The sequence below is a fragment of the Streptomyces sp. NPDC091972 genome, assembly GCF_044756385.1.
Taxonomy (GTDB): Bacteria; Actinomycetota; Actinomycetes; order Streptomycetales; family Streptomycetaceae; genus Streptomyces.
Map to the genome: position 1 here is coordinate 295,756 of NZ_JBIVSV010000011.1, position 24,824 is coordinate 320,579.

Annotated in this window: 26 protein-coding genes and 3 tRNA genes; 4 read left to right on the forward strand and 25 right to left on the reverse strand. The window is 71.2% G+C overall.

Going from position 1 to position 24,824, the window contains the following annotated elements:
* Nucleotides 1–16: 16 nt before the first annotated feature.
* From ACIQJT_RS30180 to ACIQJT_RS30215, 8 genes are all read right to left on the reverse strand, one after another.
* Nucleotides 17–1,072: a UDP-N-acetylmuramate dehydrogenase gene (locus tag ACIQJT_RS30180; protein WP_402648790.1), complete on the reverse strand. Its 1,056-nt coding sequence runs from the start codon at nucleotides 1,070–1,072 to the stop codon at nucleotides 17–19.
* Nucleotides 1,073–1,456: 384 nt separating this feature from the next.
* Nucleotides 1,457–2,902 (reverse strand): MFS transporter, encoded by a 1,446-nt coding sequence (locus ACIQJT_RS30185; RefSeq protein ID WP_365462168.1) that lies wholly within the window; start codon nucleotides 2,900–2,902, stop codon nucleotides 1,457–1,459.
* Between the two features lie 90 nt (nucleotides 2,903–2,992).
* Nucleotides 2,993–3,562, reverse strand: a complete 570-nt coding sequence (locus tag ACIQJT_RS30190) for a TetR/AcrR family transcriptional regulator (RefSeq protein WP_365462166.1) — start codon at nucleotides 3,560–3,562, stop codon at nucleotides 2,993–2,995.
* Between the two features lie 112 nt (nucleotides 3,563–3,674).
* Nucleotides 3,675–4,103, reverse strand: a complete 429-nt coding sequence (locus tag ACIQJT_RS30195) for a MaoC family dehydratase (RefSeq protein WP_053851234.1) — start codon at nucleotides 4,101–4,103, stop codon at nucleotides 3,675–3,677.
* A gap of 8 nt (nucleotides 4,104–4,111) precedes the next feature.
* Complete coding sequence (locus ACIQJT_RS30200) at nucleotides 4,112–4,564, reverse strand: MaoC family dehydratase N-terminal domain-containing protein (RefSeq protein WP_053851235.1); 453 nt, start codon at nucleotides 4,562–4,564, stop codon at nucleotides 4,112–4,114.
* 102 nt (nucleotides 4,565–4,666) lie between these two features.
* A complete protein-coding gene (gene rpmG, locus ACIQJT_RS30205) occupies nucleotides 4,667–4,831 on the reverse strand; it encodes a 50S ribosomal protein L33 (RefSeq protein WP_003948671.1) in 165 nt (54 codons plus the stop codon).
* Between the two features lie 89 nt (nucleotides 4,832–4,920).
* Nucleotides 4,921–4,993 (reverse strand) — tRNA-Met (locus tag ACIQJT_RS30210).
* A gap of 46 nt (nucleotides 4,994–5,039) precedes the next feature.
* Nucleotides 5,040–5,112, reverse strand: a tRNA-Thr gene (locus tag ACIQJT_RS30215).
* Nucleotides 5,113–5,367: 255 nt separating this feature from the next.
* Here ACIQJT_RS30215 and ACIQJT_RS30220 point away from each other — a divergent pair.
* Entirely contained in the window at nucleotides 5,368–6,633 is a 1,266-nt protein-coding gene (locus ACIQJT_RS30220; RefSeq protein ID WP_402648793.1) for an amidohydrolase family protein, read from the forward strand.
* A 211-nt stretch (nucleotides 6,634–6,844) separates the two neighbouring features.
* The gene (locus ACIQJT_RS30225; protein WP_365462162.1) at nucleotides 6,845–7,501 is read left to right on the forward strand and encodes an NAD(P)H-binding protein; all 657 of its coding nucleotides are present in this window, start codon (nucleotides 6,845–6,847) and stop codon (nucleotides 7,499–7,501) included.
* Nucleotides 7,502–7,805: 304 nt separating this feature from the next.
* On the opposite strand, the gene ACIQJT_RS30230 is transcribed toward ACIQJT_RS30225, so the two are convergent.
* From ACIQJT_RS30230 to ACIQJT_RS30240, 3 genes are all read right to left on the reverse strand, one after another.
* Complete coding sequence (locus ACIQJT_RS30230) at nucleotides 7,806–8,018, reverse strand: hypothetical protein (protein ID WP_365462160.1); 213 nt, start codon at nucleotides 8,016–8,018, stop codon at nucleotides 7,806–7,808.
* 204 nt (nucleotides 8,019–8,222) lie between these two features.
* The gene (locus ACIQJT_RS30235) at nucleotides 8,223–8,618 is read right to left on the reverse strand and encodes a DUF6188 family protein (RefSeq protein ID WP_365462158.1); all 396 of its coding nucleotides are present in this window, start codon (nucleotides 8,616–8,618) and stop codon (nucleotides 8,223–8,225) included.
* Between the two features lie 168 nt (nucleotides 8,619–8,786).
* Nucleotides 8,787–8,868: transfer RNA gene (locus tag ACIQJT_RS30240), tRNA-Tyr, on the reverse strand.
* 235 nt (nucleotides 8,869–9,103) lie between these two features.
* On the opposite strand from ACIQJT_RS30240, the gene ACIQJT_RS30245 reads away from it, so the two are divergent.
* Nucleotides 9,104–9,592 carry a YajQ family cyclic di-GMP-binding protein gene (locus ACIQJT_RS30245; protein ID WP_053848399.1) on the forward strand — a complete coding sequence of 163 codons (489 nt, stop codon included), beginning with the start codon at nucleotides 9,104–9,106 and terminating at the stop codon, nucleotides 9,590–9,592.
* Nucleotides 9,593–9,703: 111 nt separating this feature from the next.
* Here the strand turns inward: ACIQJT_RS30245 and ACIQJT_RS30250 are convergent, their stop codons facing one another.
* Entirely contained in the window at nucleotides 9,704–9,970 is a 267-nt protein-coding gene (locus ACIQJT_RS30250; protein ID WP_365462156.1) for a GlsB/YeaQ/YmgE family stress response membrane protein, read from the reverse strand.
* Between the two features lie 212 nt (nucleotides 9,971–10,182).
* Between ACIQJT_RS30250 and ACIQJT_RS30255 the strand changes: the two genes are divergently transcribed.
* Nucleotides 10,183–11,427 (forward strand): APC family permease, encoded by a 1,245-nt coding sequence (locus ACIQJT_RS30255; protein ID WP_365462154.1) that lies wholly within the window; start codon nucleotides 10,183–10,185, stop codon nucleotides 11,425–11,427.
* Between the two features lie 70 nt (nucleotides 11,428–11,497).
* On the opposite strand, the gene ACIQJT_RS30260 is transcribed toward ACIQJT_RS30255, so the two are convergent.
* From ACIQJT_RS30260 to ACIQJT_RS30320, 13 genes are all read right to left on the reverse strand, one after another.
* Nucleotides 11,498–12,067: an SMI1/KNR4 family protein gene (locus ACIQJT_RS30260; RefSeq protein ID WP_402648798.1), complete on the reverse strand. Its 570-nt coding sequence runs from the start codon at nucleotides 12,065–12,067 to the stop codon at nucleotides 11,498–11,500.
* Nucleotides 12,068–12,195: 128 nt separating this feature from the next.
* Nucleotides 12,196–12,588 carry a YccF domain-containing protein gene (locus ACIQJT_RS30265; protein WP_402648801.1) on the reverse strand — a complete coding sequence of 131 codons (393 nt, stop codon included), beginning with the start codon at nucleotides 12,586–12,588 and terminating at the stop codon, nucleotides 12,196–12,198.
* Nucleotides 12,585–13,448 (reverse strand): zinc metalloprotease HtpX, encoded by an 864-nt coding sequence (htpX, locus tag ACIQJT_RS30270; protein ID WP_402648803.1) that lies wholly within the window; start codon nucleotides 13,446–13,448, stop codon nucleotides 12,585–12,587. The genes ACIQJT_RS30265 and htpX overlap by 4 nt, the downstream gene beginning before the upstream one ends.
* A gap of 216 nt (nucleotides 13,449–13,664) precedes the next feature.
* Nucleotides 13,665–15,230, reverse strand: coding sequence for an NADH-quinone oxidoreductase subunit N (locus ACIQJT_RS30275; protein WP_402648805.1), 1,566 nt, complete (start codon nucleotides 15,228–15,230; stop codon nucleotides 13,665–13,667).
* Entirely contained in the window at nucleotides 15,227–16,801 is a 1,575-nt protein-coding gene (locus tag ACIQJT_RS30280; protein WP_402648808.1) for an NADH-quinone oxidoreductase subunit M, read from the reverse strand. Before ACIQJT_RS30280 ends, ACIQJT_RS30275 begins: the two co-directional genes overlap by 4 nt.
* A gap of 6 nt (nucleotides 16,802–16,807) precedes the next feature.
* Nucleotides 16,808–18,802: an NADH-quinone oxidoreductase subunit L gene (locus ACIQJT_RS30285; protein WP_402648810.1), complete on the reverse strand. Its 1,995-nt coding sequence runs from the start codon at nucleotides 18,800–18,802 to the stop codon at nucleotides 16,808–16,810.
* A complete protein-coding gene (nuoK, locus tag ACIQJT_RS30290; protein WP_365462143.1) occupies nucleotides 18,799–19,215 on the reverse strand; it encodes an NADH-quinone oxidoreductase subunit NuoK in 417 nt (138 codons plus the stop codon). Before nuoK ends, ACIQJT_RS30285 begins: the two co-directional genes overlap by 4 nt.
* A complete protein-coding gene (locus ACIQJT_RS30295) occupies nucleotides 19,215–20,069 on the reverse strand; it encodes an NADH-quinone oxidoreductase subunit J (protein WP_402648813.1) in 855 nt (284 codons plus the stop codon). Before ACIQJT_RS30295 ends, nuoK begins: the two co-directional genes overlap by 1 nt.
* Nucleotides 20,066–20,653, reverse strand: a complete 588-nt coding sequence (locus ACIQJT_RS30300) for a NuoI/complex I 23 kDa subunit family protein (protein ID WP_402648816.1) — start codon at nucleotides 20,651–20,653, stop codon at nucleotides 20,066–20,068. The genes ACIQJT_RS30295 and ACIQJT_RS30300 overlap by 4 nt, the downstream gene beginning before the upstream one ends.
* A 2-nt stretch (nucleotides 20,654–20,655) precedes the next feature.
* A complete protein-coding gene (locus tag ACIQJT_RS30305) occupies nucleotides 20,656–21,624 on the reverse strand; it encodes an NADH-quinone oxidoreductase subunit H (RefSeq protein ID WP_402648818.1) in 969 nt (322 codons plus the stop codon).
* Complete coding sequence (locus ACIQJT_RS30310) at nucleotides 21,621–23,729, reverse strand: NADH-quinone oxidoreductase subunit C (protein WP_402648821.1); 2,109 nt, start codon at nucleotides 23,727–23,729, stop codon at nucleotides 21,621–21,623. Before ACIQJT_RS30310 ends, ACIQJT_RS30305 begins: the two co-directional genes overlap by 4 nt.
* A complete protein-coding gene (locus ACIQJT_RS30315; protein ID WP_402648824.1) occupies nucleotides 23,726–24,340 on the reverse strand; it encodes an NADH-quinone oxidoreductase subunit B in 615 nt (204 codons plus the stop codon). The genes ACIQJT_RS30310 and ACIQJT_RS30315 overlap by 4 nt, the downstream gene beginning before the upstream one ends.
* Nucleotides 24,331–24,753: an NADH-quinone oxidoreductase subunit A gene (locus ACIQJT_RS30320; RefSeq protein WP_352390636.1), complete on the reverse strand. Its 423-nt coding sequence runs from the start codon at nucleotides 24,751–24,753 to the stop codon at nucleotides 24,331–24,333. Before ACIQJT_RS30320 ends, ACIQJT_RS30315 begins: the two co-directional genes overlap by 10 nt.
* Nucleotides 24,754–24,824: the final 71 nt, after the last annotated feature.

Genomic DNA, 24,824 nt, shown 5'->3' on the forward strand with positions numbered 1-24,824 from the left:
GGGCGGGCCTGGGCGGCTACAGGGTGACGCCCACCGTCACCGGCTCGTTGACCAGCGTGATGCCGAAGGTGTCGTGTACGCCCGCCACGACCTCCCGGGCCAGGGTGAGGAGGTCCTCCGTGGTGGCGTCGCCCCGGTTGGTGAGGGCCAGGGTGTGCTTCGTGGAGATGCGGGCCGGACCCGTGCCGTACCCCTTGGTGAAGCCCGCCTTGTCGATGAGCCAGGCCGCGGAGGTCTTGGTGCGGCCGTCGCCCGCGGGGAAGGCGGGGGGTTCGGCGTCCTCGCCGAGATGCTGCTTCACGCGCGCGTGGAACTCGGCGAACTGCGCCGCCGTGAGAATGGGGTTGGTGAAGAAGGAGCCCGCCGACCAGGTGTCGTGGTCGTCGGGGTCCAGGACCATGCCCTTGCCGGCACGCAGCTTCAGGACGGTGGCGCGGGCGTCGGTGAGGGGGACGCGGTCGCCGGGCTCCACGCCCAGGGCGCGGGCGGTCTCGGCGTACCTGATCGGCGCGGAGAGGCCGTCGGCGTCCTCCAGCTCGAAGTGGACGCGCAGGACGACGTAGCGGGCGGGGTCCTGCTTGAAGCGGCTGTGGCGGTAGGAGAAGGCGCACTCGTCGTTGGTGAGGGTGACCGTCTCGCCGTTGCGGCGGTCGTAGGCGATGACCTCGGTGATGGTGGAGGACACCTCCTGGCCGTAGGCGCCGACGTTCTGGATCGGGGTCGCGCCCGCGCTGCCGGGGATGCCGGCGAGGCACTCGATCCCGGCGAGCCCGGCGTCCACGGTGCGCGCGACGGCGTCGGTCCATACCTCGCCGGCGGCGAGCTCGAGGTGGGTGCCGGTGAGTCGGTAGCCCTTGGTCGCGATGACGAGTGCGGTGCCGTCGAAGCCCTTGTCGCCGATGACGAGGTTGGAGCCGCCGCCGATGACGAGGAGCGGGGTGCCGGTGGCGTCGGCCTCGCGGACGACCTCGATCACCTCGGCGTCGGTCGTCGCGGTGACGAGCCGGGTGGCGGGGCCGCCGAGGCGGAAGGTGGTCAGGGGGGCGAGGGGGGCGTCGTGTCGTTCCTGCACGCGGTACAGGGTACGGGGGTGGGGGCGGGCGTTTTTGCGCAGTTCCCCGCGCCCCTGATGCCTGCGGCGGCCCGTTGCGGTCCAGTGGGGGCGTGCGTAGCGCATACGGCCCGGTGGGTGGGTCGGTGCCGGGGTGGGGGGTATCCGTCCTCGGTCCGGCGGCTCGGCCCCTTGAGTAGTTCTCGGTAACGGACGCCGGCCGCTGCGGGCGGACACCCCCCACCCCGTCCCCTCACCGCCGTACGCGGCCAACGGTCCTTTGCGGCGCGCGGTGCGGCGAACGGTCCGTCGTGACGCCGGTGACTGCACCCACCCAGGGGCGCGGGGAACTGCGCGACCAGCCCCCACCGACCCGCAGCCGCCGACGAACCCGCGAACCACCCCCTACGCGTCCGCCAGCTCCAGTACCCGCTCCTCCTCACGGGTCCCCACCACCCGCTTCCGGGACGGAATCAGCAGGGCCGCGATTCCGGCGAGTGCCACCACGCCCGCCCCGGTGACCAGTGCCGGTCGCAGGCCGTCGACGAAGGACTGGCCGCTCTCGTAGCCGCCCTGCGAGGAGAAGATGGACGCCATGACGGCGATGCCCAGCGCCCCGCCCACCTCGCGCAGCGCGTTGTTCGCCCCGGACGCGATGCCCTGTTCCTTGGGCAGCACGCTCGACATCACCAGGTTGGACGCGGGGGCGAAGAACAGGGCCATGCCGATGCCGCTGAGGACGAGACCGGGAAGCTGCGCGCCGTAGGACGCGTCGACCGTGACGACGGACGCCATGTACGCGAGACCCGCCGCCTGGAAGAAGAGACCCGTCGCGACGACCGGGCGGCCCCCGACGCGGTCGGAGAGGATCCCGGCGATCGGCGCGACGAGCATCGGCATACCGGTCCACGGCAGCATCCGCAGGCCCGCCTCGGTGGGCGAGTACCCGAGCACGCCCTGCATGTACTGGCTGAGCAGGAAGATCGAGCCGAACATGCCGAGGAACATGAGGAGGCTGGCCGCGTTGATGCCGGAGAAGGCGCGGGAGCGGAACAGCCGCATCGGGAGCATGGGGTTCTTGGCCCGCGTGCTGTAGAGGACGAACGCGGCGAGCAGCGCGGCCCCCGCGAACAGGGCCAGCAGGACCACGGAGTCGGTCCAGCCGTCGGACGGGCCGCGGACCAGGCCGTAGACGACGCCGAAGAGACCGCCGCTGGCGAGCAGCGTGCCGGGGATGTCGAGCCGTGCACCGGTGCCGTGGGACTCGGCGAGGCGGAGCCGGGCGAGGGGCAGCAGGGCGATGCCGAGCGGGACGTTCAGCCAGAAGATCCACTGCCAGGAGATGTGTTCGGTGAGGCTGCCGCCGATCAGCGGCCCGGAGGCGACCGCGAGTCCGTTGACGGCGCCCCAGATCCCGTACGCCATCCCGCGCTTGGCCGCGGGCACGGCCGCCGTGAGGAGGGTGAGCGTGAGGGGCATCATGATCGCCGCTCCCACGCCCTGGACCGCGCGGGCGGCGATGAGGGAGTCGATGCCGGGGGCCAGGGCCGCGGCCGCCGACGCGCCGGTGAAGATCGTGAGGCCGGCCAGGAAGAGGCGGCGGCGGCCGAAGCGGTCGCCGAGTGCCGCGCCGGTCATCAGCAGGACGGCGAAAGTGAGCGTGTAGGCGCTGACGGTCCATTCGAGGTCGTGCAGCGCTCCGCCGAGATCCTCCCGGATGGAGGGCAGGGCGGTGGTGACGACGAGGTTGTCCAGGGCCGCCATGAATCCGGCGACGCTGGTGATGACGAGGGCCCAGACCGCTCCCCCGCGCCGTGCGGTCGGTGTGGCTTGTGCTGCCGGCTGTGACATCGCTCCCCCAGCGGGTGATGGTTGATTAGTTATTGATTACTAAGTTTCTCGATCATGAAAAGGCGCCGACGGCGCCTCGGTCGAGGATTCTCAGTGCTCCAGTCGGCCCTTGAGCCGTGCCGACGGGTACATGCCTTCCCAGACCCGGTGTCCGGGCGGGAAACCCATCGCCACCAGGCAGTTGATCAGCATTCCGTACGCCAGGAAGGTCGTCGTCTCGTTGTCGTCGGCGCCCAGCGGCAGATGGACGGTGTCCCACAGCCGCATCCAGCCGGCCCGCACCGCCTCGCCGAACTCGTGGTCGCCCTCCTGCTCGGCGGCCCCCACGGCGACGTACATCTGCATCTGCATCAGCAGCCACTCGGGCCGCTCCGCGATGACCCGGGTGTACGCGTTCGCCATGGAGTGCAGGGCCTCCTCGCCCTCCAGCCCCTTCGAGGCCTCCTCGAAAGTGCGGACGGTGTCCTCCATGCAGCGCTCGGCCACGGCCAGGAAGATCGCCTTCTTGCCCGGGAAGAGCCGGAAGAGATACGGCTGCGAGACCCCGACCCGTTTGGCGATCGCCTCGGTCGACGTGCCGTGGTAGCCGCCGCGGGCGAACTCGATCGTCGCCTCGCGGATGACGCTCTCGCGCCTCTCCTCTGCACTCATCCTGGCCATGCAAGTAAGTTAGTACTCAATCACTAACTTTGCAAGACGGGTCGCGCGAAGGATGTGTAAGGGGCGCCCCGCAATGGAGGGCGCCCCTTACCCGGACTGTCGGATCCGGCACTCAGGCCAGCCGCACGACCGCTCGTGACATGCCCAGCACCTTCTGCCCGGCGCTGGTCGCCGTGAGGTCGACCCGGACCGTGTTGTCGTCGAGCTTGGCGGCGACCTTGGCGCTGACCTCGATCGTGGCGCCCTGGTCGTCGTTGGGGACGACGACCGGCTTGGTGAAGCGGACGCCGTACTCGACGACCGCGCCCGGGTCGCCGACCCAGTCGGTGACCACGCGGATCGCCTCGGCCATGGTGAACATGCCGTGCGCGATGACGTCCGGCAGCCCGACCTCCTTGGCGAACTTCTCGTTCCAGTGGATGGGGTTGAAGTCCCCGGAGGCGCCCGCGTACTGGACGAGGGTGGCACGCGTCACGGGGAAGGACCGGCCGGGCAGTTCGGTGCCGACCTCGACGTCGCCGTATGCGATCTTCGCCGTCATGTTCTTTGTCACGCCTCCTCTGCCGCGCGCGCGACCAGCTTGGTCCAGGCGGTCACGACGTGCTCGCCGGCCTCGTCGTGGACCTCGCCTCGGATGTCCAGGATGTCGTTGCCCGCCAGGGACTTGATCGCCTCGATGGTGGAGGTGACGGTCAGCCGGTCACCGGCGCGCACGGGGCGGACGTAGGCGAACTTCTGGTCGCCGTGCACCACGCGGCTGTAGTCCAGGCCGAGCTGCGGGTCCTGCACGACCTGTCCGGCGGCCTTGAAGGTGATCGCGAAGACGAAGGTCGGCGGGGCGACGACATCGGGGTGACCGAGCGCCTTGGCGGCCTCCGGGTCCGTGTACGCGGGGTTGGTGTCGCCCACCGCCTCGGCGAACTCACGGATCTTCTCCCGGCCCACCTCATAGGGGTCGGTGGGCGGGTAGGTCCGCCCCACGAAGGACTGGTCGAGCGCCATGGGCTCGGCACCTCCTGGTTGCTCTACTGGCCGGTATCGGGTCCCTCAACGACGCGAGGCCGCCCCCGATCACTCGGGGACGGCCTCGTGTACGAGCCTGATTTATCGCGTTTCGCGGTGCGCGGTGTGCGCGTTGCAACGCGGGCAGTGCTTCTTCATCTCCAGTCGGTCCGGGTTGTTACGCCGGTTCTTCTTGGTGATGTAGTTCCGCTCCTTGCACTCCACGCAGGCCAGCGTGATCTTCGGGCGGACGTCGGTGGCAGCCACGTGAGTGCTCCTTGACGAACGGATAGGATGGTTTAACGCATAGAAGAGTAGCCGATCGAAGGACCGACCCCGCAATCGGCTACCGTCAGTAGCGGTGACCGGACTTGAACCGGTGACACAGCGATTATGAGCCGCTTGCTCTACCGACTGAGCTACACCGCTGTGATGCGATCCGTTCCCGCCTCGCGACGGGAACCTCACACACCAGAGCCCCAATACGGAATCGAACCGTAGACCTTCTCCTTACCATGGAGACGCTCTGCCGACTGAGCTATTGGGGCGAGCGATGAAGACATTACACGCTCCGCCGCCGTTCGCCCAAATCCGTTTCGCGGCGCCCTGGGTGCCTTGATCGGCCCGGTTCCCGGAGGCCACGACAGCCCCTCCCGTACGGCGGACCACACCGGTACGACTATTGCGCTCCTCCCCGTCGAGGCCGTGCCGCCGTCCTAGGCTCGACTCACTCTGCGTGATCTTGCGTCCCTTGCGCGGTTCCGGCGGCTCCGGGCCCCGCAGCCCCGAGCCCCTGGAGCGCGATGCCCGACAGCCAGCCGCAGCCGCACCACTCCTCGTCCTCGTCGGGTGCCGCGTCGTCGGGCCGGGCCGCGGGGGCCGGTCTCCTGCTGTGCGGGGCGCGGCTCACCGACGGCAGGACGGTGGACGTACGGCTGGGCGGCGGGCGCATCGAGGCGGTCGGTACGGCCGGGAGCCTGGCCGGGGGCGGCACGCACGCGTGCGGCGCACGTGTCGATCTCAGCGGCTATCTGCTCCTGCCGGCCCCGGCCGAGCCGCACGCCCACGGCGACACCGCGCTGTCGGCCGACGCCGCCGGGCCGGTCTCCCCCGATCCCCGTGACGTCCAGCGCCGGGCCACCGAGGCCGCTCTCCTCCAGCTCGGGCACGGGGCGACCGCGCTACGGGCACACGTGCGCGTGGGCGACGTGCAGGGGCTGGGCGCGCTGGCCGCCGTACTCCAGGCGCGGCGGTCGCTGCGCGGGCTCACCGAGCTGACGGCCGTGGCGATGCCCAGGGTGCTGACCGGGGTGGCCGGGGCCGAAGGGCTCGCGATGCTGCGGGACGCGTTGAAGATGGGCGCCTCGGTGGTCGGCGGCTGTCCCGACCTCGACCCCGATCCGACCGGCTACGCGGAGGCGGTCCTGGAGGTCGCCTCCGAGCACGGCTGCCCCGTCGACCTGCACACCGACGCCACCGACCCGGCCCGGCTCGCCCGCCTCGCCGCCATGGCCGGGGGGCTGCGCCCCGGCGTGACCCTCAGCCCCTGCGCGGGCCTCGACCGGCTCCCCCCGGAAGCCGCCTCCCGCACCGCGGACCAGCTCGCCGCGGCCGGAGTCGCCGTGGTGTGCCTCCCGCAGGGGGGCTGCGCCGGCGTGGACGGCCGGGGCACCGCCCCGGTACGGCTGCTGCGCGCGGCAGGGGTGCGGGTGGCGGCCGGCAGCGGCGCGCTGCGGGACGCCTGCAACCCCGTGGGCCGCGGCGACCCGCTGGAGGCCGCCTATCTGCTGGCCTCCCGGTACGGGCTGCGGCCGGAGGACGCCTACGACGCGGTGAGCACGTCGGCCCGGGCCGTCCTCGGCCTGCCCGAGGTGCGCGTGGAGGCGGGCTTCCCGGCCGAGTTGCTCGCGGTCCGCGGCGACAGCCTGGCCGGCGCGCTCTCCCTGGCCTACAGCCGGATCGTGGTGCACCGGGGGCGCGTGGTGGCACGCACGAGCGCGGTACGTGAGTACTGCAACTCCGCGGCGGCGGAGGAGTTGGGGCTGCCTCGGCAGGGGCGGGGGGCTTGAGGGAGGGGCGGAGGCGGGGGGCTTGAGGGAAGGGCGGGGGCGGGGAGGGCTTGAGGGAGGGGCAGGGCCTTGGGTGCCTCTCCTGAGTTGCCTCCGCCTAGGTGCCTCTCCCTGAGTGGGTTTCCCTCGGTGGGTTTCTGTGCGCCCCCCAGCCTCACCCGGCACTCTCCTGACACGGCGTTCGCGGGTGTTCCGGCGTACGGTCGAAGGCATGCGCATTGTCATCGCTGGTGGTCATGGTCAGATCGCGCTGCGGCTGGAACGGCTGCTCGCCGCGCGCGGGGACGAGGTCGCGGGGATCATCCGCCGCCCGGAGCAGGGCGACGACCTGCGGGACGCCGGTGCCGAACCGGTCCTGCTGGACCTGGAGTCGGCCTCGGTCGAGGAGGTCGCGGAGGCGCTGCGGGGCGCGGACGCGGCGGTCTTCGCGGCGGGCGCGGGCCCCGGCAGCGGCGCGGCCCGCAAGGACACCGTGGACAAGGCCGCGGCGGTGCTGTTCGCGGACGCGGCGGTCCGGGCGGGCGTACGACGCTTCGTGATCGTGTCCTCCATGGGCGCGGACCCGCGGCACGAGGGCGACGAGATCTTCGACGTGTACCTGCGCGCCAAGGGCGAGGCCGACGCCTATGTGAGCGGCCTGGACACCCTGGACTGGACGATTCTGCGTCCCGGCGCGCTCACGGACGACGCCGGCAAGGGCCTCGTCCGCCTGGAGGCGCACACCGGCCGTGGCCCGATCCCGCGCGACGACGTGGCCGCCGTGCTCGCGGAGTTGCTGGACACGCCCGCGACGGCCGGGCTGACGCTGGAGCTGGTGAGCGGTTCCGTCCCGGTGTCGGTGGCGGTGAAGTCGGTGGCGGGCAACTGAGGATGCCGCCGAGGGGGGTGCCGGCCGCGCAGGCGGCTCCTCTCCGGACGTGGACTGACCGCCGCGAACTGCCGTACGGGCTTACCGGGCACGGCAGTTCACGGCGGGCCGTCCCCTCGTACGGCTGGAGGGACCGCGGTCGGCCGGTGCGCCGGGACGGTGGTGACGACGGTACGGCTCGGCTTGCGCGACGCGCCGCGACGGGTGAACGGCGGGCCGGGGAGACGGTCGAGCACGTGTACGCGTTCGGGGAGGGACCGACTGGTCGCGCGGATGAACGTGCTGGCGGGGGCGTAGGCGCGCGTCAGAACAGGGGCAACTGACCGGGTACGACGGGGACCGCGTACCCGTCCAACGACGGCTGGACGGCTCCGAGTTCCGCCTGTCGGCGGGAGCCGGGGCACGAGACGAGCTGGCCTCTCTCTCGCGCGCCGGGCGGATCGTGCCGGGCGAAGCGGCCGGCGACGACGGCGATCTCGCGACGGCACTCGGGGCAGAGCCTGCGACGACTGGACATGCAGTCAGTGTGCCCCGGACACAGGGGGTTTGTGCGTCTGGAGGGGTGGGCGGGGCGAATGGGCTTCGGCTGGGCGGGGCGAATGGGCTCGGGCTGGGCGAGGGCCGTGGAGGGGCCGGCCGTCGGGTCTCGGCACGCCGCTTACGGGTCACGGGACACCGGCTCGCTACACCGCCCTCGTGGAAGCCCACCGCTTCGTAATGGTCAGCGCTCCCAGACTTTCTCGCCACCAGGACCGACCGTGATCGGGTCGATGCCGTGCCCAGTCAGATGCCAGGACTCGAACTGCGGGTCTGGGCCCACCCAGAGCCCTGCACCGCCTTCAAAATCGATGACCAACACACCGTGGTCCCGGACATCCACCGTAACCACTGACTGCCCGAACAGCCCTATAACGGGGGCGAGACTCACGCCAGCACCAGGGTCTAGCTCATGCCACTCGCCAGCAGCATCGCGGAACAGAAACGGCGTCTCCAATACCAGCTCGGCATCCAGGCGGTACCCCTCGTCCGGGTCTAGAGCGCAGAGACTAAGCCGGACCTGCTGATCAAACGCCGTGCGCTCCACCCGAGCACCGATCAACGCTGTAGGAACCTTCACCTTGCCTCCCTCACGCCCTTAGCAAGCCGCATGATCAAGGTCACAGCGGGTGCCACAAGCGTGGCAGAACGGGCGGGGAGCACCGGGGAACGGCGGGCACTGGCGTGAGCCCGGAACGAGAACGGCCCCTGACCAAACTGGCTGGTCAAGGGCCGATTCCCACTAACGTGGCGGCGCCAGGATTCGAACCTGGGAAGGCTGAGCCGGCAGATTTACAGTCTGCTCCCTTTGGCCGCTCGGGCACACCGCCAGGGTTGCTGCCCCTCGAACCGTCTTTCGGCGGTGCTCCGTGGCAACGACGTAAACAATACCCGATACCGAGGGGTGCTTCGCCACCCGATTGATCTGCGCCCGGAGGGCATGGGGTGACTAGGCTTGGGCGGATGCGGCCCGGGTTCACGCCGGGCTCGGCGCCCGCCCCCACGTACGCCGATACGCATCCGTACGCACGCCGATACGCACCCCGATACAAGGAGCCACAGGACATGGCCGACTCCAGTTTCGACATCGTCTCGAAGGTCGAGCGGCAGGAGGTCGACAACGCCCTCAACCAGGCCGCCAAGGAGATCTCCCAGCGCTACGACTTCAAGGGCGTGGGTGCCTCGATCTCGTGGTCCGGCGACAAGATCCTGATGGAGGCGAACTCCGAGGACCGTGTCAACGCCGTCCTCGACGTCTTCCAGTCCAAGCTGATCAAGCGCGGGATCTCGCTGAAGGCGCTGGACGCGGGCGAGCCACAGCTCTCCGGCAAGGAGTACAAGATCTTCGCGTCGATCGAGGAGGGCATCTCCCAGGAGAACGCCAAGAAGGTCGCGAAGATCATCCGTGACGAGGGCCCGAAGGGCGTGAAGGCCCAGGTCCAGGGCGACGAACTGCGGGTCAGCTCGAAGAGCCGTGACGACCTGCAGTCCGTCATCGCCCTGCTGAAGGGCAAGGACTTCGACTTCGCGATCCAGTTCGTGAACTACCGGTGAGCCGCTGACCCACCGATCGGCAGCGATCGGCACCGATCAGCACCGATGCACGAGGAAGGGTGGGCACCCGGCCGGTGCCCACCCTTCTCGCCTGCTGGCTGCGGTCCGGGGTCAGTCGCGCGAGTTGCCGAAGAGGAGACGGTAGGCGATCAGGAGCACCAGGGAGCCGCCGATCGCGGCCGCCCAGGTGGGTCCGTCGTAGAAGCTCTTGCTGACCGGGTGGTCCAGCCAGCGGGCCGATATCCAGCCGCCGATGAACGCGCCCGCGATGCCGATGAGGGTGGTCCCGACCAAGCCGCCCGGGTCTCGGCCCGGCAGCAGGAACTTGGCGATGGCTCCGGCCAACAGCCCGAGGATGATCCAGCCGATGATGCCCATGCTCTGAACCTGCCCTTCCGCGCTGTGTCCGCGCTGTCCGGGAACTGTGATCCGTGTCCCGTCAGACCGGACGAGCGCTCGTGCGCGTGGGCCGTACGTCGTTCACGTGCGGCCGCTGTGCGCTGTTCGTCGTGCGGGTGTTCGCGTCTTGTTGCCGAAGAGGACGTCAGGGCCGCACACCTCGGTTGCACGGGCTCAGTAGGGTGCGGCTCATGACGCATTCCGGTACCGCACTGCGGCGCACGCTGGGGGTGGGGGACGCGGTCGTCATCGGGCTCGGCTCGATGATCGGCGCGGGGATCTTCGCCGCCCTGGGGCCCGCTGCGCGCGCGGCCGGGTCCGGGCTCCTGCTCGGGCTCGCGGTCGCCGCCGTGGTCGCCTACTGCAACGCCACCTCCTCCGCACGGCTGGCCGCCCTCTACCCGGCCTCCGGCGGCACGTACGTGTACGGGCGGGAGCGGCTGGGGCCGTTCTGGGGTTATCTCGCGGGCTGGTCGTTCGTGGTCGGGAAGACGGCCTCCTGTGCGGCGATGGCGCTGACGGTGGGCGCGTACGTGTGGCCGGGCCAGGCGCATGCCGTGGCCGTCGCGGCCGTGGTGGCGCTGACCGCGGTGAACTACGGCGGGATCCAGAAGTCGGCCTGGCTGACCCGGGCGATCGTGGCGGTGGTCCTCGCTGTCCTCGCTTCCGTGGTGGTCGTGTGTCTCGGGTCCGGGGCCGCGGAGGCCGGACGGCTGGACCCGGGCGTCTCCGGCGGTGTCGGCGGGGTGCTGCAGGCCGCCGGTCTGCTGTTCTTCGCGTTCGCGGGGTACGCGCGAATCGCGACCCTCGGTGAGGAGGTACGGGATCCCGCGCGCACCATCCCCCGCGCGATCCCCCTGGCCCTGGGCATCACGCTGGTGGTGTACGCGGGGGTGGCGGTGGCTGTCCTTTCCGTGCTGGGCGCCGGTGCTCTGGGGCGTGCGGACGCGCCGCTGGCCGAGGCGGTGCGGGCGGCCGGGGTGCCGGGGCTCGTGCCGGTGGTGCGGGTGGGTGCCGCCGTGGCCGCGCTCGGCTCGCTGCTCGCCCTGATCCTGGGCGTCTCCCGGACGACACTGGCGATGGCCCGGGACCGGCATCTGCCGGGTGCGCTGTCCGCCGTGCATCCCCGTTTCCAGGTGCCGCACCGGGCCGAGCTGGCCGTGGGTGCGGTGGTCGCGGTCCTCGCCGCCACGGTGGACGTCCGGGGCGCGATCGGTTTCTCCTCCTTCGGTGTGCTCGCGTACTACGCGGTGGCCAACGCGTCGGCCTGGACGCTCGGTTCGGCTCCGGCGGCCCGGGTGGTGCCGGCGGTGGGGCTGATCGGCTGTGTGGTGCTGGCGTTCGCCCTGCCGGTGGTTTCCGTGGTCGTGGGCGCGGGGGTGCTGGCGGTCGGGGTGGTGGCGTACGCGGTACGGAAACGGTGGGCGGGGCGGTAGTTCAGTGGGGTGGTACGTCAGCGGGTTGCCGGGGCGGTGGGCCGGCCGATCGGTGTCCCGGTAGGGGGCGTCAGGTCGCGTGGGTCGGCGGTGCCGTGCGTATCCGGAACTCCGCCCAAGGGGCCATCTCCAGCTCCTCGTTCATCTCCTCGTACCAGCCCGTGCCGTCGACCCAGGCTCGCAGCCAGTCCGTGAGGGTGGGGGCGTCCACGAACCAGGCGTGATCACCGTCGCCGGCGTTCGGCTCGAAGAGGAGGACGGGGGCTTCCGGGCTGTGGCAGTCCACGCACGCGTACATCGCACAACCCCAGTGGGATATCGGCAGGACGCCCTCGGGCCAGGGCCGGTCGGGGTCCTTGCGGCCGCTCTTGCGGTTGGCCAGGTACTGCACGACGGCTGCGGGCTCGCCTGCCGGAGCGCTGTCGAGCAGGGGCAACAGGCCGTACTCCGGGCCGAATCCGCCGTCCCCTATCCGCAGGTAGAGCTCGGCGAGCAGCGGGGGCAGGCGGAAGCCCAACGCGGCCTCGGCACGGGCCAGGGTGGTCGGGTCCACCGGCTCGGGCAGGGAAGGCCAGCCCCACGGACGGGTGTTGCGGGCCTTGTCCGCCACCCGTGCCAGCAACTGCTCGCTCTCGGTCATGCATTCATGATGCAGCGCGGCACTGACAGCGGGGCAGGCCTGTGGACAACCTCCGGATTGTGGAAACTCCGTGCCGGCCTCGGCTCCGAAGGGGCTGATGCCGCGGCGCCTGCTCCTTCGACCCGCCGTCAGCGGGCCGCGAACGGCTCGTCCGTGGGGACGATCTCCCGGCCCAGGGGGAACAGGGACACGGGGATCAGCTTGAAGTTGGCGATGCCGAACGGGATGCCGATGATCGTGACGCACAGGACGAGGCCCGTGGCGATGTGGCCCAGGGCGAGCCACCAGCCGGCGAGGACCAGCCACAGGACGTTGCCGATGCAGGAGGGTGCGCCCGCGTCGCGGCGCTCGACCGTGGTGTACCCGAAGGGCCACAGGGCGTAGACGCCGATGCGGAAGGCCGCTATGCCGAACGGGATGCCGATGATCGTGATGCAGAGCAGCGCGCCCGCTGCCAGGTAGGCGAGGAACAGCCAGAAGCCGCTCAGGACGAGCCAAATGACGTTCAGGACGGTTTTCACTGGGGGCGACCTGCCATCTTCTCGAGCCGGGCGATGCGCTCCGCCATCGGCGGGTGCGTCGAGAACATCTTGGACAGTCCCTGGCCGGGGCGGAAAGGGTTGGCGATCATCATGTGACTCGCGGTCTCGATGCGCGGCTCGGGCGGCAGCGGCAGCTGCTTGGTGCCCATGTCGAGCTTGCGCAGGGCGCTGGCGAGCGCGAGGGGGTCACCGGTGAGCTGGGCACCGGAGGCGTCCGCCTCGTACTCCCTGGAGCGGCTGATGGCCATCTGGATGAGGGTGGCCGCCAGCGGCCCGAGGATCATGATCATCAGCATGCCGACGAGGCCCGGGCCGTCATCGTCGTCGGAGCGTCCGATCGGGATGAGCCAGGCGAAGTTGACCAGGAACATGATCACGGAAGCGAGGGCGCCGGCGACGGACGAGATCAGGATGTCGCGGTTGTAGACATGGCTGAGCTCGTGGCCGATGACACCGCGCAGTTCGCGCTCGTCCAGCATGCGCAGGATGCCGTCGGTGCAGCACACGGCGGCGTTGCGCGGATTGCGGCCGGTCGCGAAGGCGTTGGGTGCCTCGGTCGGCGAGATGTACAGGCGCGGCATGGGCTGCCGGGCCTGCGTGGAGAGTTCGCGGACCATGCGGTACAGGGCCGGCGCCTCGAACTCGCTCACCGGGCGGGCACGCATCGCGCGTAGAGCCAGCTTGTCGCTGTTCCAGTACGCGTACGCGTTGGTGCCCAGCGCGATCAGGACGGCCACCACCAGCCCCATGCGGCCGAAGAAGCTGCCGATGACGATGATGAGTGCGGACAGCCCCCCGAGGAGGACTGCGGTCCTGAGCCCGTTGTGCCGGCGGTGCACGGTACGCCCTCCAAGTGGTGCAGCAGGGGAACCCTTTGCTTGCTGGTCTCCGATGTCTTCCGGTGCCACCGGTCCGTGGTGTCACGTCCAGTGGACCTTCCCGTCTTGCTCAACGCGAGGCGAAGGCCACTAGTTCCCTTGTGCGCACGGAGGCCCAGGTGGGCCGTCCGGGTGACGGCCCCCGGGGGAGGCGGTTCAGGTTCGGCCGGGAGCGGTTCAGAAGAGTCCGGTGCCGGCGAAGCGCAGCACGAGTTGGGGCGCGCCCGAGAGGGCGACGCCGAGTACTCCGGTCAGCGCGAGGGCGATCGTGAGGGGGGCGGGGACGCGGTGCGCGGCGGGTTCGCCTTCCGGGGCCCGGAACAGCAGGGTCGTCCACTGGAGGTAGTAGAAGAGCGCGATCACGACGTTGACGGCCATCACCACGGCGAGCCAGCCGAGCCCCGCGTCGACGGCCGCCGAGAAGACGGTGACCTTGGCGAAGAGGCCGATGACGCCCGGCGGCAGTCCTGCCAGGCAGAGCAGGAAGAAGGCCAGCAGGAGCGCGGCGAACGAGTTGGTGGCGTACAGGCCGCGGTAGTCGGCGATGCGGTTCGCGGCCTTCGTGCGGCCCACCAGCGCGGCCACCGCGAACGCTCCGAGGTTCACGGCGGCGTACATGAGGGCGTAGGCGACGGTGGAGCCGACGGACCGCTCGGCGTCGTCGGAGTACGCGGCGGCGGCGATCGGGACGAGGAGATAGCCGGCCTGACCGACGGAGGACCAGGCGAGCAGCCGTACGGCGCTGTACGCGCGCGTGGCCTGCTGCCGGAGGGCGCCGACGTTGCCGACGGTCATGGTGAGGGCGGCCAGCGCGGCGAGGGCAGGGCCCCAGACGTCGGCGTACGACGGCAGCGCGACGACAGTGACGAGGATCAGGCCGGAGAAACCGACCGCCTTGCCGACGACCGACAAATAGGCGGCGATCGGGAGGGGCGCGCCCACGTAGGTGTCGGGGACCCAGAAGTGGAAGGGCACGGCGGCGGTCTTGAAGGCGAAGCCGACCAGGGTGAGGACGACGCCGGTCTGCGCGAGGGTGTGGAGCTGCCCGTCGACGTGCTGGATGCGGTCGGCGACCTGGGTGAGGTAGAGGGTGCCCGTGGAGGCGTACACGAAGCTGATGCCCATGAGGCTGACGGCGGTCGCGGTGACCGAGGACAGGAAGAACTTCAGGGCTGCTTCGGAGGACTTCCTGTCGCCGTGCCGGATGCCGACGAGGGCGAAGGCGGGCAGGGAGGCGACTTCGAGGGCGACGATCAGGGTGGCCAGGTCGCGGGAGGCGGGCAGGAGGGCGGCGCCGGCGGCTGAGGAGAGCAGCAGGAACCAGTACTCGCCTTCGGGCAGCTTCTTGTCGGCGTCCTTGAGGGTGGTGACCGACAGGAGTGCGGCCAGGAGGGCGCCGCCGAGGACGAGGAACTGGATGACGAGCGTGAAGCGGTCGGCCGTGTAGCTGCAGACGCCGTCGTCGCCGGTCAGGCAGAAGGTGCTGCGGTCGCCGTCCAGGAGAGGCAGCAGGAGGAGCGCGGAGGCGGCCAGGCCGGCGACCGAGACCCACCCGAGCAGGGCCTTCTTCTGGTCGCCGACGAACAGGTCGGCGACCAGGACGACGAGTCCGACGACCGCCGCGAGGGTCGGCGGGGCGATCGCGAGCCAGTCGACGGACTGGACGAGGTTCGCGGCTGTCGTCGTGGTCAGCGGCTCGGCCGACGAAGCCAATGGCGGGGCGATGGCGGCCGGGGTGCTCATCGGTTGCCTCCTGCGAGGAGCTGCTGGACGGCCGGGTCGGTGAGGCCGAGGAGAGCCTTCGGCCACAGGCCCGCCACGACGGTGAGGGCGACGAGCGGCGTCCATGCCGCGAATTCGTAGGTGTGGACGTCGGCGAGCCGAGGGGCGTCCTGGGGTACGGCGCCCATGCAGACGCGGCGGACCACGACGAGCATGTACGCGGCCGTGAGGAGGGTGCCGAACGCGCCGATCGCCATGAAGGTGAGGAAGGCGGGGCGGCTGAGGCCGTCGGCGGGTTCGAACGCTCCGAAGAGCGCCAGCATCTCGCCCCAGAACCCGGCCAGGCCGGGCAGACCCAGCGACGCGACCGCGCCGAAGGCCAGCAGGCCGCCGAGGCGGGGGGCCTTGCCGTACAGGGCGGCGCCGGTCTCCTCCGCCAGGGTGTCGAGGTCGGTGGTGCCGGTGCGGTCCTTCAGGGCGCCGACCAGGAAGAACAGCAGGCCGGTGATGAGGCCGTGGGCGATGTTGGCGAACAGGGCGCCGTTCACGCCGGTCGGGGTCATGGTGGCGATGCCGAGGAGGACGAAGCCCATGTGGCCGACGGAGGAGTAGGCGATGAGGCGTTTGAGGTCGCCCTTCGCGCCCCGCTTGGCGAGGGCGAGGCAGGCCAGCGATCCGTAGATGATCCCGACCACGGCGAACGCGGCGAGGTAGGGCGCGAAGTCGCGGAAGCCGTCGGGCGCGATCGGCAACAGGATGCGGACGAACCCGTACGTGCCCATCTTCAGCAGGACGCCGGCCAGCAGGACCGAGCCGACGGTCGGGGCGGCGGTGTGGGCGTCGGGCAGCCAACTGTGCAGGGGCCACATCGGGGTCTTGACCGCGAGTCCGATCCCGATCGCCAGAACGGCGATGACCTGCACGGACGCGGTCAGTGACCGGCCGTTGTCAGTGGCGAGTGCCACCATGTCGAATGTGCCCGCCTTGATCCCGATCAGGAGCAGGCCGAGCAGCATGACGACCGAGCCCAGCAGGGTGTAGAGGATGAAGCGCCAGGCGGCGGCCTGGCGGTCCGCGCCGCCCCAGCGGGCGATGAGGAAGTACATCGGGATGAGCACCGTCTCGAACGCGAGGAAGAACAGCAGCAGATCGAGGACGGCGAAGGTCGCGAGGGTGCCGGACTCGAGGACGAGCAGCAGCGCGACGAAGGCCTTCGGGGAGGGGCTTGCAGGCATCTTGAAGTAGGAGTAGAGCGCGCAGAGGAAGGTCAGCAGCGCGGTCAGGACCAGAAGGGGGAGGGAGATGCCGTCGATGCCGAGGTGGATGCGCACGTCGAGTGCGGGGATCCAGCTGATGTCGGTCGTGGCCTGCATCTTCGACGGATGGTCGTGGTCGAAGCCGAGCGCGAGGGCGATCGCGGCGATGAGGATCACACCGGTGACGGTCACCCCGTGCCGCAGTACGGCCTGCTCGGGCGACTTCCCCTTCAGCCCGGGCGGGGCGGGCAGCAGGGCCGTGACGGCGCCGAGGAGCGGGCCGGCCACGACGAACGCCAGAAGGAACTGCATCACGGACTCGTTGATATCGATCACGCCTGCTCACGCTCCCGTGGCGACGAGGACGACGGCGACCGCGAGGACGACGGTGCCGGCGAGCAGCGCGCTCACATAGGTCTGGAGATTGCCGGTCTGGGCGCGTCGTACGGCGCCGCCGAGCCGGCGGGGCAGTGCTCCCGCGCCGCGTACGTAGGTCTCGACGACCTCGCGGTCCAGGAACCGGACGAGATCGGCTCCGGCTCGGACCGGGCGGACGAAGAGGGCCGTGTACAGGGCGTCCAGGTGGAAGCCGGCGGCCGCGGGGCGGTGCAGCGGGCCGAGCAGCAGCCTTCCGGGGTCCGCGGGGTCGGGCGCGTAGGCCACGTCTCCGTAGGCGGGCTCGTGGCTGGCGATGGCCTCGGCCTCGACCAGGCCGGCGTCGCCCTCGGGGTGGGCGGCCACCGCGCCGAGCGGGACCCGGGCCGCGGCCGTGCCGGTGTGCCGCCAGGCCGCGTAGGTGACGATGCCGCCGATCAGGGCCGCGCCGGTGCCGACGACGGACGTGGTGAGGGTCGGGGTGAGGTCGCGGCCGTCGAACCAGTCGGGCAGCACGCGGTAGGCGAACGCACCGAGGGCGAGGGAGGGAGCCGCGAGGACCCACAGGACGACGTTCATCGTCAGTGGCTGGCGGCCGTGGTCGGGGGCCTCGGCGCCCTGCCCGTTGAAGGCCAGCAGCCACAGGCGGGTCGCGTACGCGGCGGTGAGCAGGGCCGTGACGAGACCGGCGACCAGGGTGATCCAGCCCGCGGCGCCGGGAGCGTGCTCGGTGTGGCCGGTGGCGACGTGCTCGGCGGCGCCGAGGACGGACTCCTTGGAGAAGAAGCCGCTGAACGGCGGGATCGCGGCGAGCGCGAGCAGCGCCACGGTCATCGTCCAGAAGGCGTCCGGGACGCGGGCGCGCAGGTCCTTCATGCGGGACATGGCGGCCAGGGAGTTGGTGCCGGCGGCGTGGATGATCACGCCGGCCGCGAGGAACAGCAACGCCTTGAAGGCGCCGTGGGACAGGAGGTGGAAGACCGCGGCACCGCGGTCACCGACGGCGAGGGCACCGGTCATGTAGCCGAGCTGGCCGATCGTCGAGTAGGCGAGGACGCGCTTGATGTCGTCCTGGGCGAGCGCGGCGAGACCGGAGCCGAGCATCGTGACGGCGGCCATGACGGCGAGGACCACCATCGCGGCCCGGGAGGCCTCGAAGACGGGAAGGAGACGGGCGATGAAGTAGACACCGGCGGCGACCATCGTCGCGGCGTGGATCAGCGCGGAGACGGGGGTGGGGCCCGCCATCGCGTCCGGGAGCCAGGTGTGCAGCGGGAACTGCGCCGACTTGCCGGCCACGCCCGCGAGGAGGAGCAGGGCGATCAGGGTCGGATGGTCGAGTCCGCCGTGCGCGACGGCGTCGAGGACCTTCGTGATCCGGAACGAGCCGGCGTCCGTGGCCAGTGCGAACAGACCGATCAGGAAGGGGACGTCACCGAGCTTGGTCACCAGGAAGGCCTTGAGGGAGGCCGCGCGAGCCTCCGGGGTCTCCCAGTAGTGGCCGACCAGGAAGTACGAGCAGATGCCCATGACCTCCCAGCCGACCAGCAGCACGATCAGGTCGCCGGAGTAGACGACGAGCAGCATCGCGGAGGTGAAGAGGGAGACGAGAGCGGCGTACGAGGGGTAGCGCGGGTCGTCGCGCAGATAGCCCGTCGAGTAGATCTGCACGCAGGTGGCGACGAGGCCGACCAGGACGGCGACGAGTGCCGCGAAGCCGTCGATGTGCAGAGCGAGCTCGATCGGGACCGAGCCGGTCGGGGTGAGTTCGGTGGCGGCGTTCACCGTCTGGTCGCCGCCCTGGCGCACGGCGACCACCGCGGCGAGCGCGAGCGCGGCCAGGGGAGGCAGGACGGCGAGCGGGCGGACGAAGCCGGGGGCCGTGCGGCCCAGGAGCAGGCCGGCCGCCGCGCCCAGGAAAGGGAGGAGGGGGACGAGGACGGCGAGGGTGGTCGTGGTCACGCGGTGGCCTCAGCCTTCCCGGTCCGCCCGGATCGTGCGGCCTGCTCGGCCGGGCGGGCTTCGCTGTCGGAGTCGTCAGGGTCGTCGAGGTCGTGGCCCTCGGCCGTGTCGCGCAGTCTGTCGATGTCGGCGGTGCCGCGGTTGCGGTGGACGGCGAGGACGATCGCCAGGCCGATGCCGATCTCTGCGGCGGCGATGGCGATGGTGAACAGGGTGAGGGCCTGTCCGGAGTGCAGGGTCTCCTCGGCGGTCCTGCTGAGCCAGACGTCGAAGGCGACCAGGTTCAGGTTGACGGCGTTGAGCATCAGCTCGACCGACATCAGGACGAGGATCGCGTTGCGACGGGCGAGGACGCCGTAGAGGCCGGTGCAGAAGAGGAGGGCGGAGAGTACGGCGGGATAGGCGAGGTGCATCAGCGGGCGCCTTCCTGCTCGGCCGAGTCGGTTCCTTCGGCGGAGGCCGTGCCCCTGGGGGGAGCCGTTGCCCTGGGCGGAGCTTCCGCCTCGGACGGGGCCGTTCGCTCGGACGCGGCCGTTTCGCCGGGCGTCTCGGTTCCTCTGGAGGTCCCGGTTCCCTCGGGCGTCCCGGTTCCCTCGGGCGTCTCTGTCTCCTTGGACGTCTTCGTTCCCGCGACCGGCACCTTTCGCCCGATCGGGTGATTACGGGAATCCGGGACGTATGGGGAACCACCGGTCCTGGCCCGGGAGTTCACAGGGGGAGAGCTCGACTCCGCCTTCGCCTTGCGGGACAGGACGATCGCGCCGACCAGTGCCGCGAGGAGCAGGACGGAGAGGGCCTCGAAGGGGAGGACCCAGTTCTGGAAGAGGCTCGCGCCGGTGACCTCGGTGGAGCCGGCGGCGGGCCCGTCGAGGTCGATCCAGGTGGTGCGGAAGGCGTCGGCGACCACCCAGACCAGAGCCGCCGCTGCCGCGAGGGCCACGACGACGGCGGCCCAGCGGTTGCCCGAGTCCGCGTCCGGGGAGCGGCCGATGGGGGCCCTGGTGAGCATCAGACCGAACAGAAGGAGGACGACGACGGAACCGACGTAGATGAGGACCTGCACCCAGGCGATGAACTCGGCGGTGAGCAGGAGGTACTCGACGGCCAGGCCACCGAGGGCCACCACCAGCCACAGGGCGGCGTGCACCAGCTGCTTGGTAGTGACGGTGACGATCGCGGCGCCCAAGGTGACCAGGCCGACGAGCAGGAAGGCGATCTCGACGCCGGTCGGGGAGAGGAAGCCGTGGATCTCCTGAGCGAGGGTCACGACTCGTCCCCCTGGGGATCGGCCGGCGGGTTCGGCTCGGCCTGGGCGGCCTCGGCTGCCTGGGCGGCCGCCAGCTTCTCGGCGTTCTTGCGGGCGGTGGCGATCTCCTTCGCCTCCTCGGCACCGGGGTCGAGGGCCGGCGGGGCCGGGACGGTCCACATCCACTCCCGGAGCTTGTCCCGCTCGTGGGTGAGCTCGCGGATGTCGGTCTCGGCGTACTCGAACTCCGGGGACCAGAACAGCGCGTCGAAAGGACACACCTCGATGCAGATGCCGCAGTACATGCAGAGGGAGAAGTCGATGGCGAAGCGGTCGAGGACGTTACGGCTGCGCTCGCGGCCGCCGGGGGTCGCCGCCGGGACCGTCTCCTTGTGGGAGTCGATGTAGATGCACCAGTCGGGGCACTCACGGGCGCAGAGCATGCAGACCGTGCAGTTCTCCTCGAACAGGCCGATCACACCGCGGGTGCGGGGCGGGAGGTCGGGCTGGGCGTCGGGGTACTGCTCGGTGACGGTCTTCTTCGTCATCGTGCGCAGGGTGACGGCCAGGCCCTTGGCCAGGCCCGAGCCAGGAATGGGGGCCATGGTTACTGGATCACCACCTTGACGATGCCGGTGAGGGCGATCTGGGCGAGGGAGAGGGGGACGAGGAGGGTCCAGGAGAGTTTCTGGAGCTGGTCCTCGCGCAGGCGGGGGTAGGTCACGCGGAGCCAGATGACGACGAAGGCGAGCACGGCCGTCTTGAGGAGGGTCCAGACCCAGCCGAGCCCGTCGGCGCCCCAGGGGCCGTGCCAGCCGCCCAGGAAGAGGACGGTGGTCAGGCCGCACAGGACGACGATCCCGGCGTACTCGGCGAGGAGGAACAGGGCGAAACGCAGGCCGGTGTACTCGGTGTAGGCGCCGAAGATGATCTCCGAGTCGGCGACCGGCATGTCGAAGGGAGGGCGCTGGAGTTCGGCGAGTCCGGCCACGAAGAAGACGATCGCGCCGACGATCTGCCAGGGCAGCCACCACCACTCGAAGGCGTCGAGGATGCCGGGGAGGGAGACGGTTCCGGCCGCCATCGCCACCGAGGCGGCGGTGAGGAGCATCGGGAGTTCGTAGGCGAGGAGCTGTGCGGCGGTGCGCAGGCCCCCGAGGAGGGAGAACTTGTTGGCGGAGGCCCAGCCGGCCATCAGGGAGCCGAGGACGCCCACGCCCATCACGGCGAGCACGAAGAACACACCGGCGTCGACCACCTCGCCGACGGCGCCCTCGCCGGGGCCGATCGGGATCGCGAGGAGGACGACCAGGTAGGGCAGGAGGGCGACGGCGGGGGCGAGTTGGAAGACACGGCGGTCCGCGCCCGCCGGGACGACGTCTTCCTTCTGGGCGAACTTCACGCCGTCCGCGACGAGTTGGGCCCAGCCGTGGAAGCCGCCGGCGTACATCGGGCCCAGGCGGCCCTGCATGTGGGCCATCACCTTGTGCTCGGTCTGACCAACGATCAGGGGGAAGGTGAGGAAGACGACGAAGACGATCAGGAGTCGCAGGGCGACGTCGAGAGCGTCGTTCACTGCGGGCCTCCTGCGGGGTTGCCGGGGTTGTCCGGGGTGGGGGGTTCGGGGCTGGCGGGCTTGTCCGGGGTGGGGTGCCCGGGCGTCGGGGTGTCCGAGGCCGGGTTTTCGGTGGCCTTGGGCTCCTTAAGCTCCTTGGGCTCCTCGGTGTGCTCGGAACTCGAAGGCTCCGCTGAGGACGGCTCCTCGGGGCCCGTCGGCTCCTCCCGGACCGGGGAGGTCTCGGCGGCCGCGGACTCCTGGGCCCCGGTACGGCCTTCGGCAGCCGTGGGTTCTTCGGCAGCCGGAGCATTCGCCGGAGCCGGTTTCACCGACGCCGATGGTTCCCCGGAGTTCTTGTGCGCGCCGGGCTGCTCGGGACGCTCGGAGGGAGTTCCGCTGTCCTTGGCCGTGGCGGGGCGTTCGGAGACGCCGGTGTCGTCGGGAGTGGCGGTTCGCTTCGGTTCCGGGTCGTCGAAGGCCGGGCGGGCGTGGTGCCACGGCGCGTCCGGGCTGCGGGGGGCCGTGGCGGGCTTCGGTGCCGCGGGGTTCGTGGTCGTGTCGTCGGTCGACGCAGCGGAGCCGGTCGTGGTGGCCCTCTGACTCGCGGAGCCGCCCGAGGCTGTCCGTGCCCGGCGGGGACCGCGGGGAGCACCGCCTGTGGCCGCTTCCGGGGCCTGCGGTGCGGGCGCACCAGACGCCGGGGCTCCCGAGGCCGGGGCGGACGCGTCAGGCGCAGGGCTCTGCGACGCGCGTGCCGGTGATCCCTCAGCCGGGTCACCCGACGCGGGCGCGACCAAGTCCGTCGCCGGTGACTCCGACCGGGGCGTGGTGCCAGCCGGGGCTGCCGAACCGGCGCCGGTGCCGTCGGCTCCTGCTGCCGTCTGGCTCACCGAACCCTGCGAGGCGGTACGTGCGCGCCGGGGACCACCTGTCGGCGAGGCCGGGCCGGCGCCCTGCCCCGTGCCGGGCGCGGCCTGACCCGCCGAGCCCTCGTCCGCCGTACCCGCAGGGCGCTGACCAGCGCCGGACGCGCCCGAGTTCCCGACCGCCGTCGGACTCACCGAGCCCTCTGCGCTCGTGCTCCCTGACGCGCCCGTCTGGCTCGCCGACCCTTCCGCGGCCGAACGCGCCCGACGCGGACCGCCGCTCACCGCCCGTGCCGGCCCCGACGCACCCGACGCCGCCGTCTGACTCACGGACCCTTCGGCGGCCGAACGCGCCCGACGCGGACCAGCCGCCGCACCCGAAACACCCGAAGCGCCGGCGGCACTCGCACCCGCACCCCGCGCCCCAGCCCCCTCCGTCTGGCTCACCGACCCTTCCGCAGCCGAACGCGCCCGACGCGGACCAGCCGCCGCACCCGAAACGCCGGAAGCACCCGGAGCACCCGATACGCCGGCGGCACCCGCACCCGCAGCGCCCGCAGCGTCGGCACCCGCACCCGGCGCCCCAGCCCCCTCCCCCTGGCTCGCCGAGCCCGCTGCTGCTGAGCGGGTCCGGCGGGTGGGGCGGTCTGCTGATGGTGTGCGGGTGGGGCGGGCGGGGGCCGGGGGGAGTTGGCCCTTCAGGGGGCCCCATTCGTTGGGGTCGGGGACTCCTGGGGGGAGCATCTGGCGGCGTTTGGGGCCGCCGTGCTCGGACTCGCCCGGTTCCTTGGCGCCGGGCCAGGCCTTGGCGACGCGGGCCGCCAGGACGAAGTCCTTGCGGAGGGGGTGGCCCTCGAAGGTCTCCGGCAGCAGGAGGTGGTCCAGGGAGGGGTGGCCCTCGAAGGTGACGCCGAACATCTCGTGGGTCTCGCGCTCGTGCCAGGCGGCGCCGGCGTAGATGTCGACGGCGGTGGACAGCACCGGGGTCTCGTGGGGGATCGTGGTGCGCAGGAGCAGGCGTCGTACCGGCGAGAGGGCCGCCACGTGGGCGGCCACGCGGAACCCGGTGCCGGGTTCGTCGACGGCGCTGAGCCAGTCGAAGTAGGTGCAGCCCAGTTCGTCGCGGGCGACACGCAGTGCGGTGAGCCAGGCGGTGGGCGGGACGTCGACCGTCAGGACCTCGTAGGACTCCTCGGCGGTGGCCTCGGGGCCGAAGAGTTCCTCGGCGGGGGCGGGGAGCCAGCCGACGGCGGTCACTGTGCGTCCCCCTCACGCTCACGCGAGGCGGGCGCCGGCGGGCTGACCAAGCCGCTCTGGAGCGCTGCCGTCGACGGGCGGGCCGTGGGCGTCCCGTACCGCTCCCCCAGCGACTCCCTGGCGATCTTCTCCTGGAGCTTCAGGATTCCCTGGAGCAGGGCCTCGGGGCGGGGCGGGCAGCCGGGGACGTAGACGTCGACGGGGATGATCTGGTCGACGCCCTTGGTGACGGAGTAGGAGTCCCAGTACGGGCCGCCGCAGTTGCTGCACGCGCCGAAGGAGATGACGTACTTCGGCTCCGGCATCTGCTCGTACAGGCGCTTGACCGCGGGTGCCATCTTGTCGGTGACCGTGCCGGAGACGACCATCAGGTCGGCCTGGCGCGGGCCCGGGGCGAACGGGATGACGCCGAGACGGATGAAGTCGTGGCGGGCCATGGACGCGGCGATGAACTCGATGGCGCAGCAGGCGAGACCGAAGTTGAAGACCCAGAGGGAGTACCGGCGGCCCCAGTTGAGGATCACCTTCATCGGCTCGGGGGCGAGCCGGGCGAGGGCGCCCAGTCGTTTCGGCTCCGGGAGCAGGACAGGTTCCGAGGGGGTCACGTCCATGCCAGGACACCCTTCTTGTACGCGTACAGCAGTCCCACGGCGAGGAAGCCGAGGAAGACGAACATCTCGACGAGGGTGGTCGCGCCGTAGCCGGGTGCCGCGAAGACCGTGGCCCACGGGAACAGGAAGATCGAGTCGACGGCGAAGATGACGTAGAGGAAGGCGTAGACGTAGTAGCGGACCTGGGTGTGGGCCCAGCCCTCGCCGACGGGGTCGACTCCGCACTCGTACGTCAGGAGCTTCTCGGGGGTGGGGACCACGGGTCGCAGCAGCCGTCCGGCGCCGAAGGCGACCGCGACGAACAGCACACCGACGACGGCGAGCAGTCCGACGACCGAGTACGACTGGAAGTAGTCCGCCGCCACGACGGTCGGATCGACGACGGTTGCATCGACGACGGTCGGTTCCGGCACGTCCGCCCCTCGCTCCCTGTGAAGACACTGATCACGTCGGCCACGTTGATCATGCGAAGACACTGTTCGAC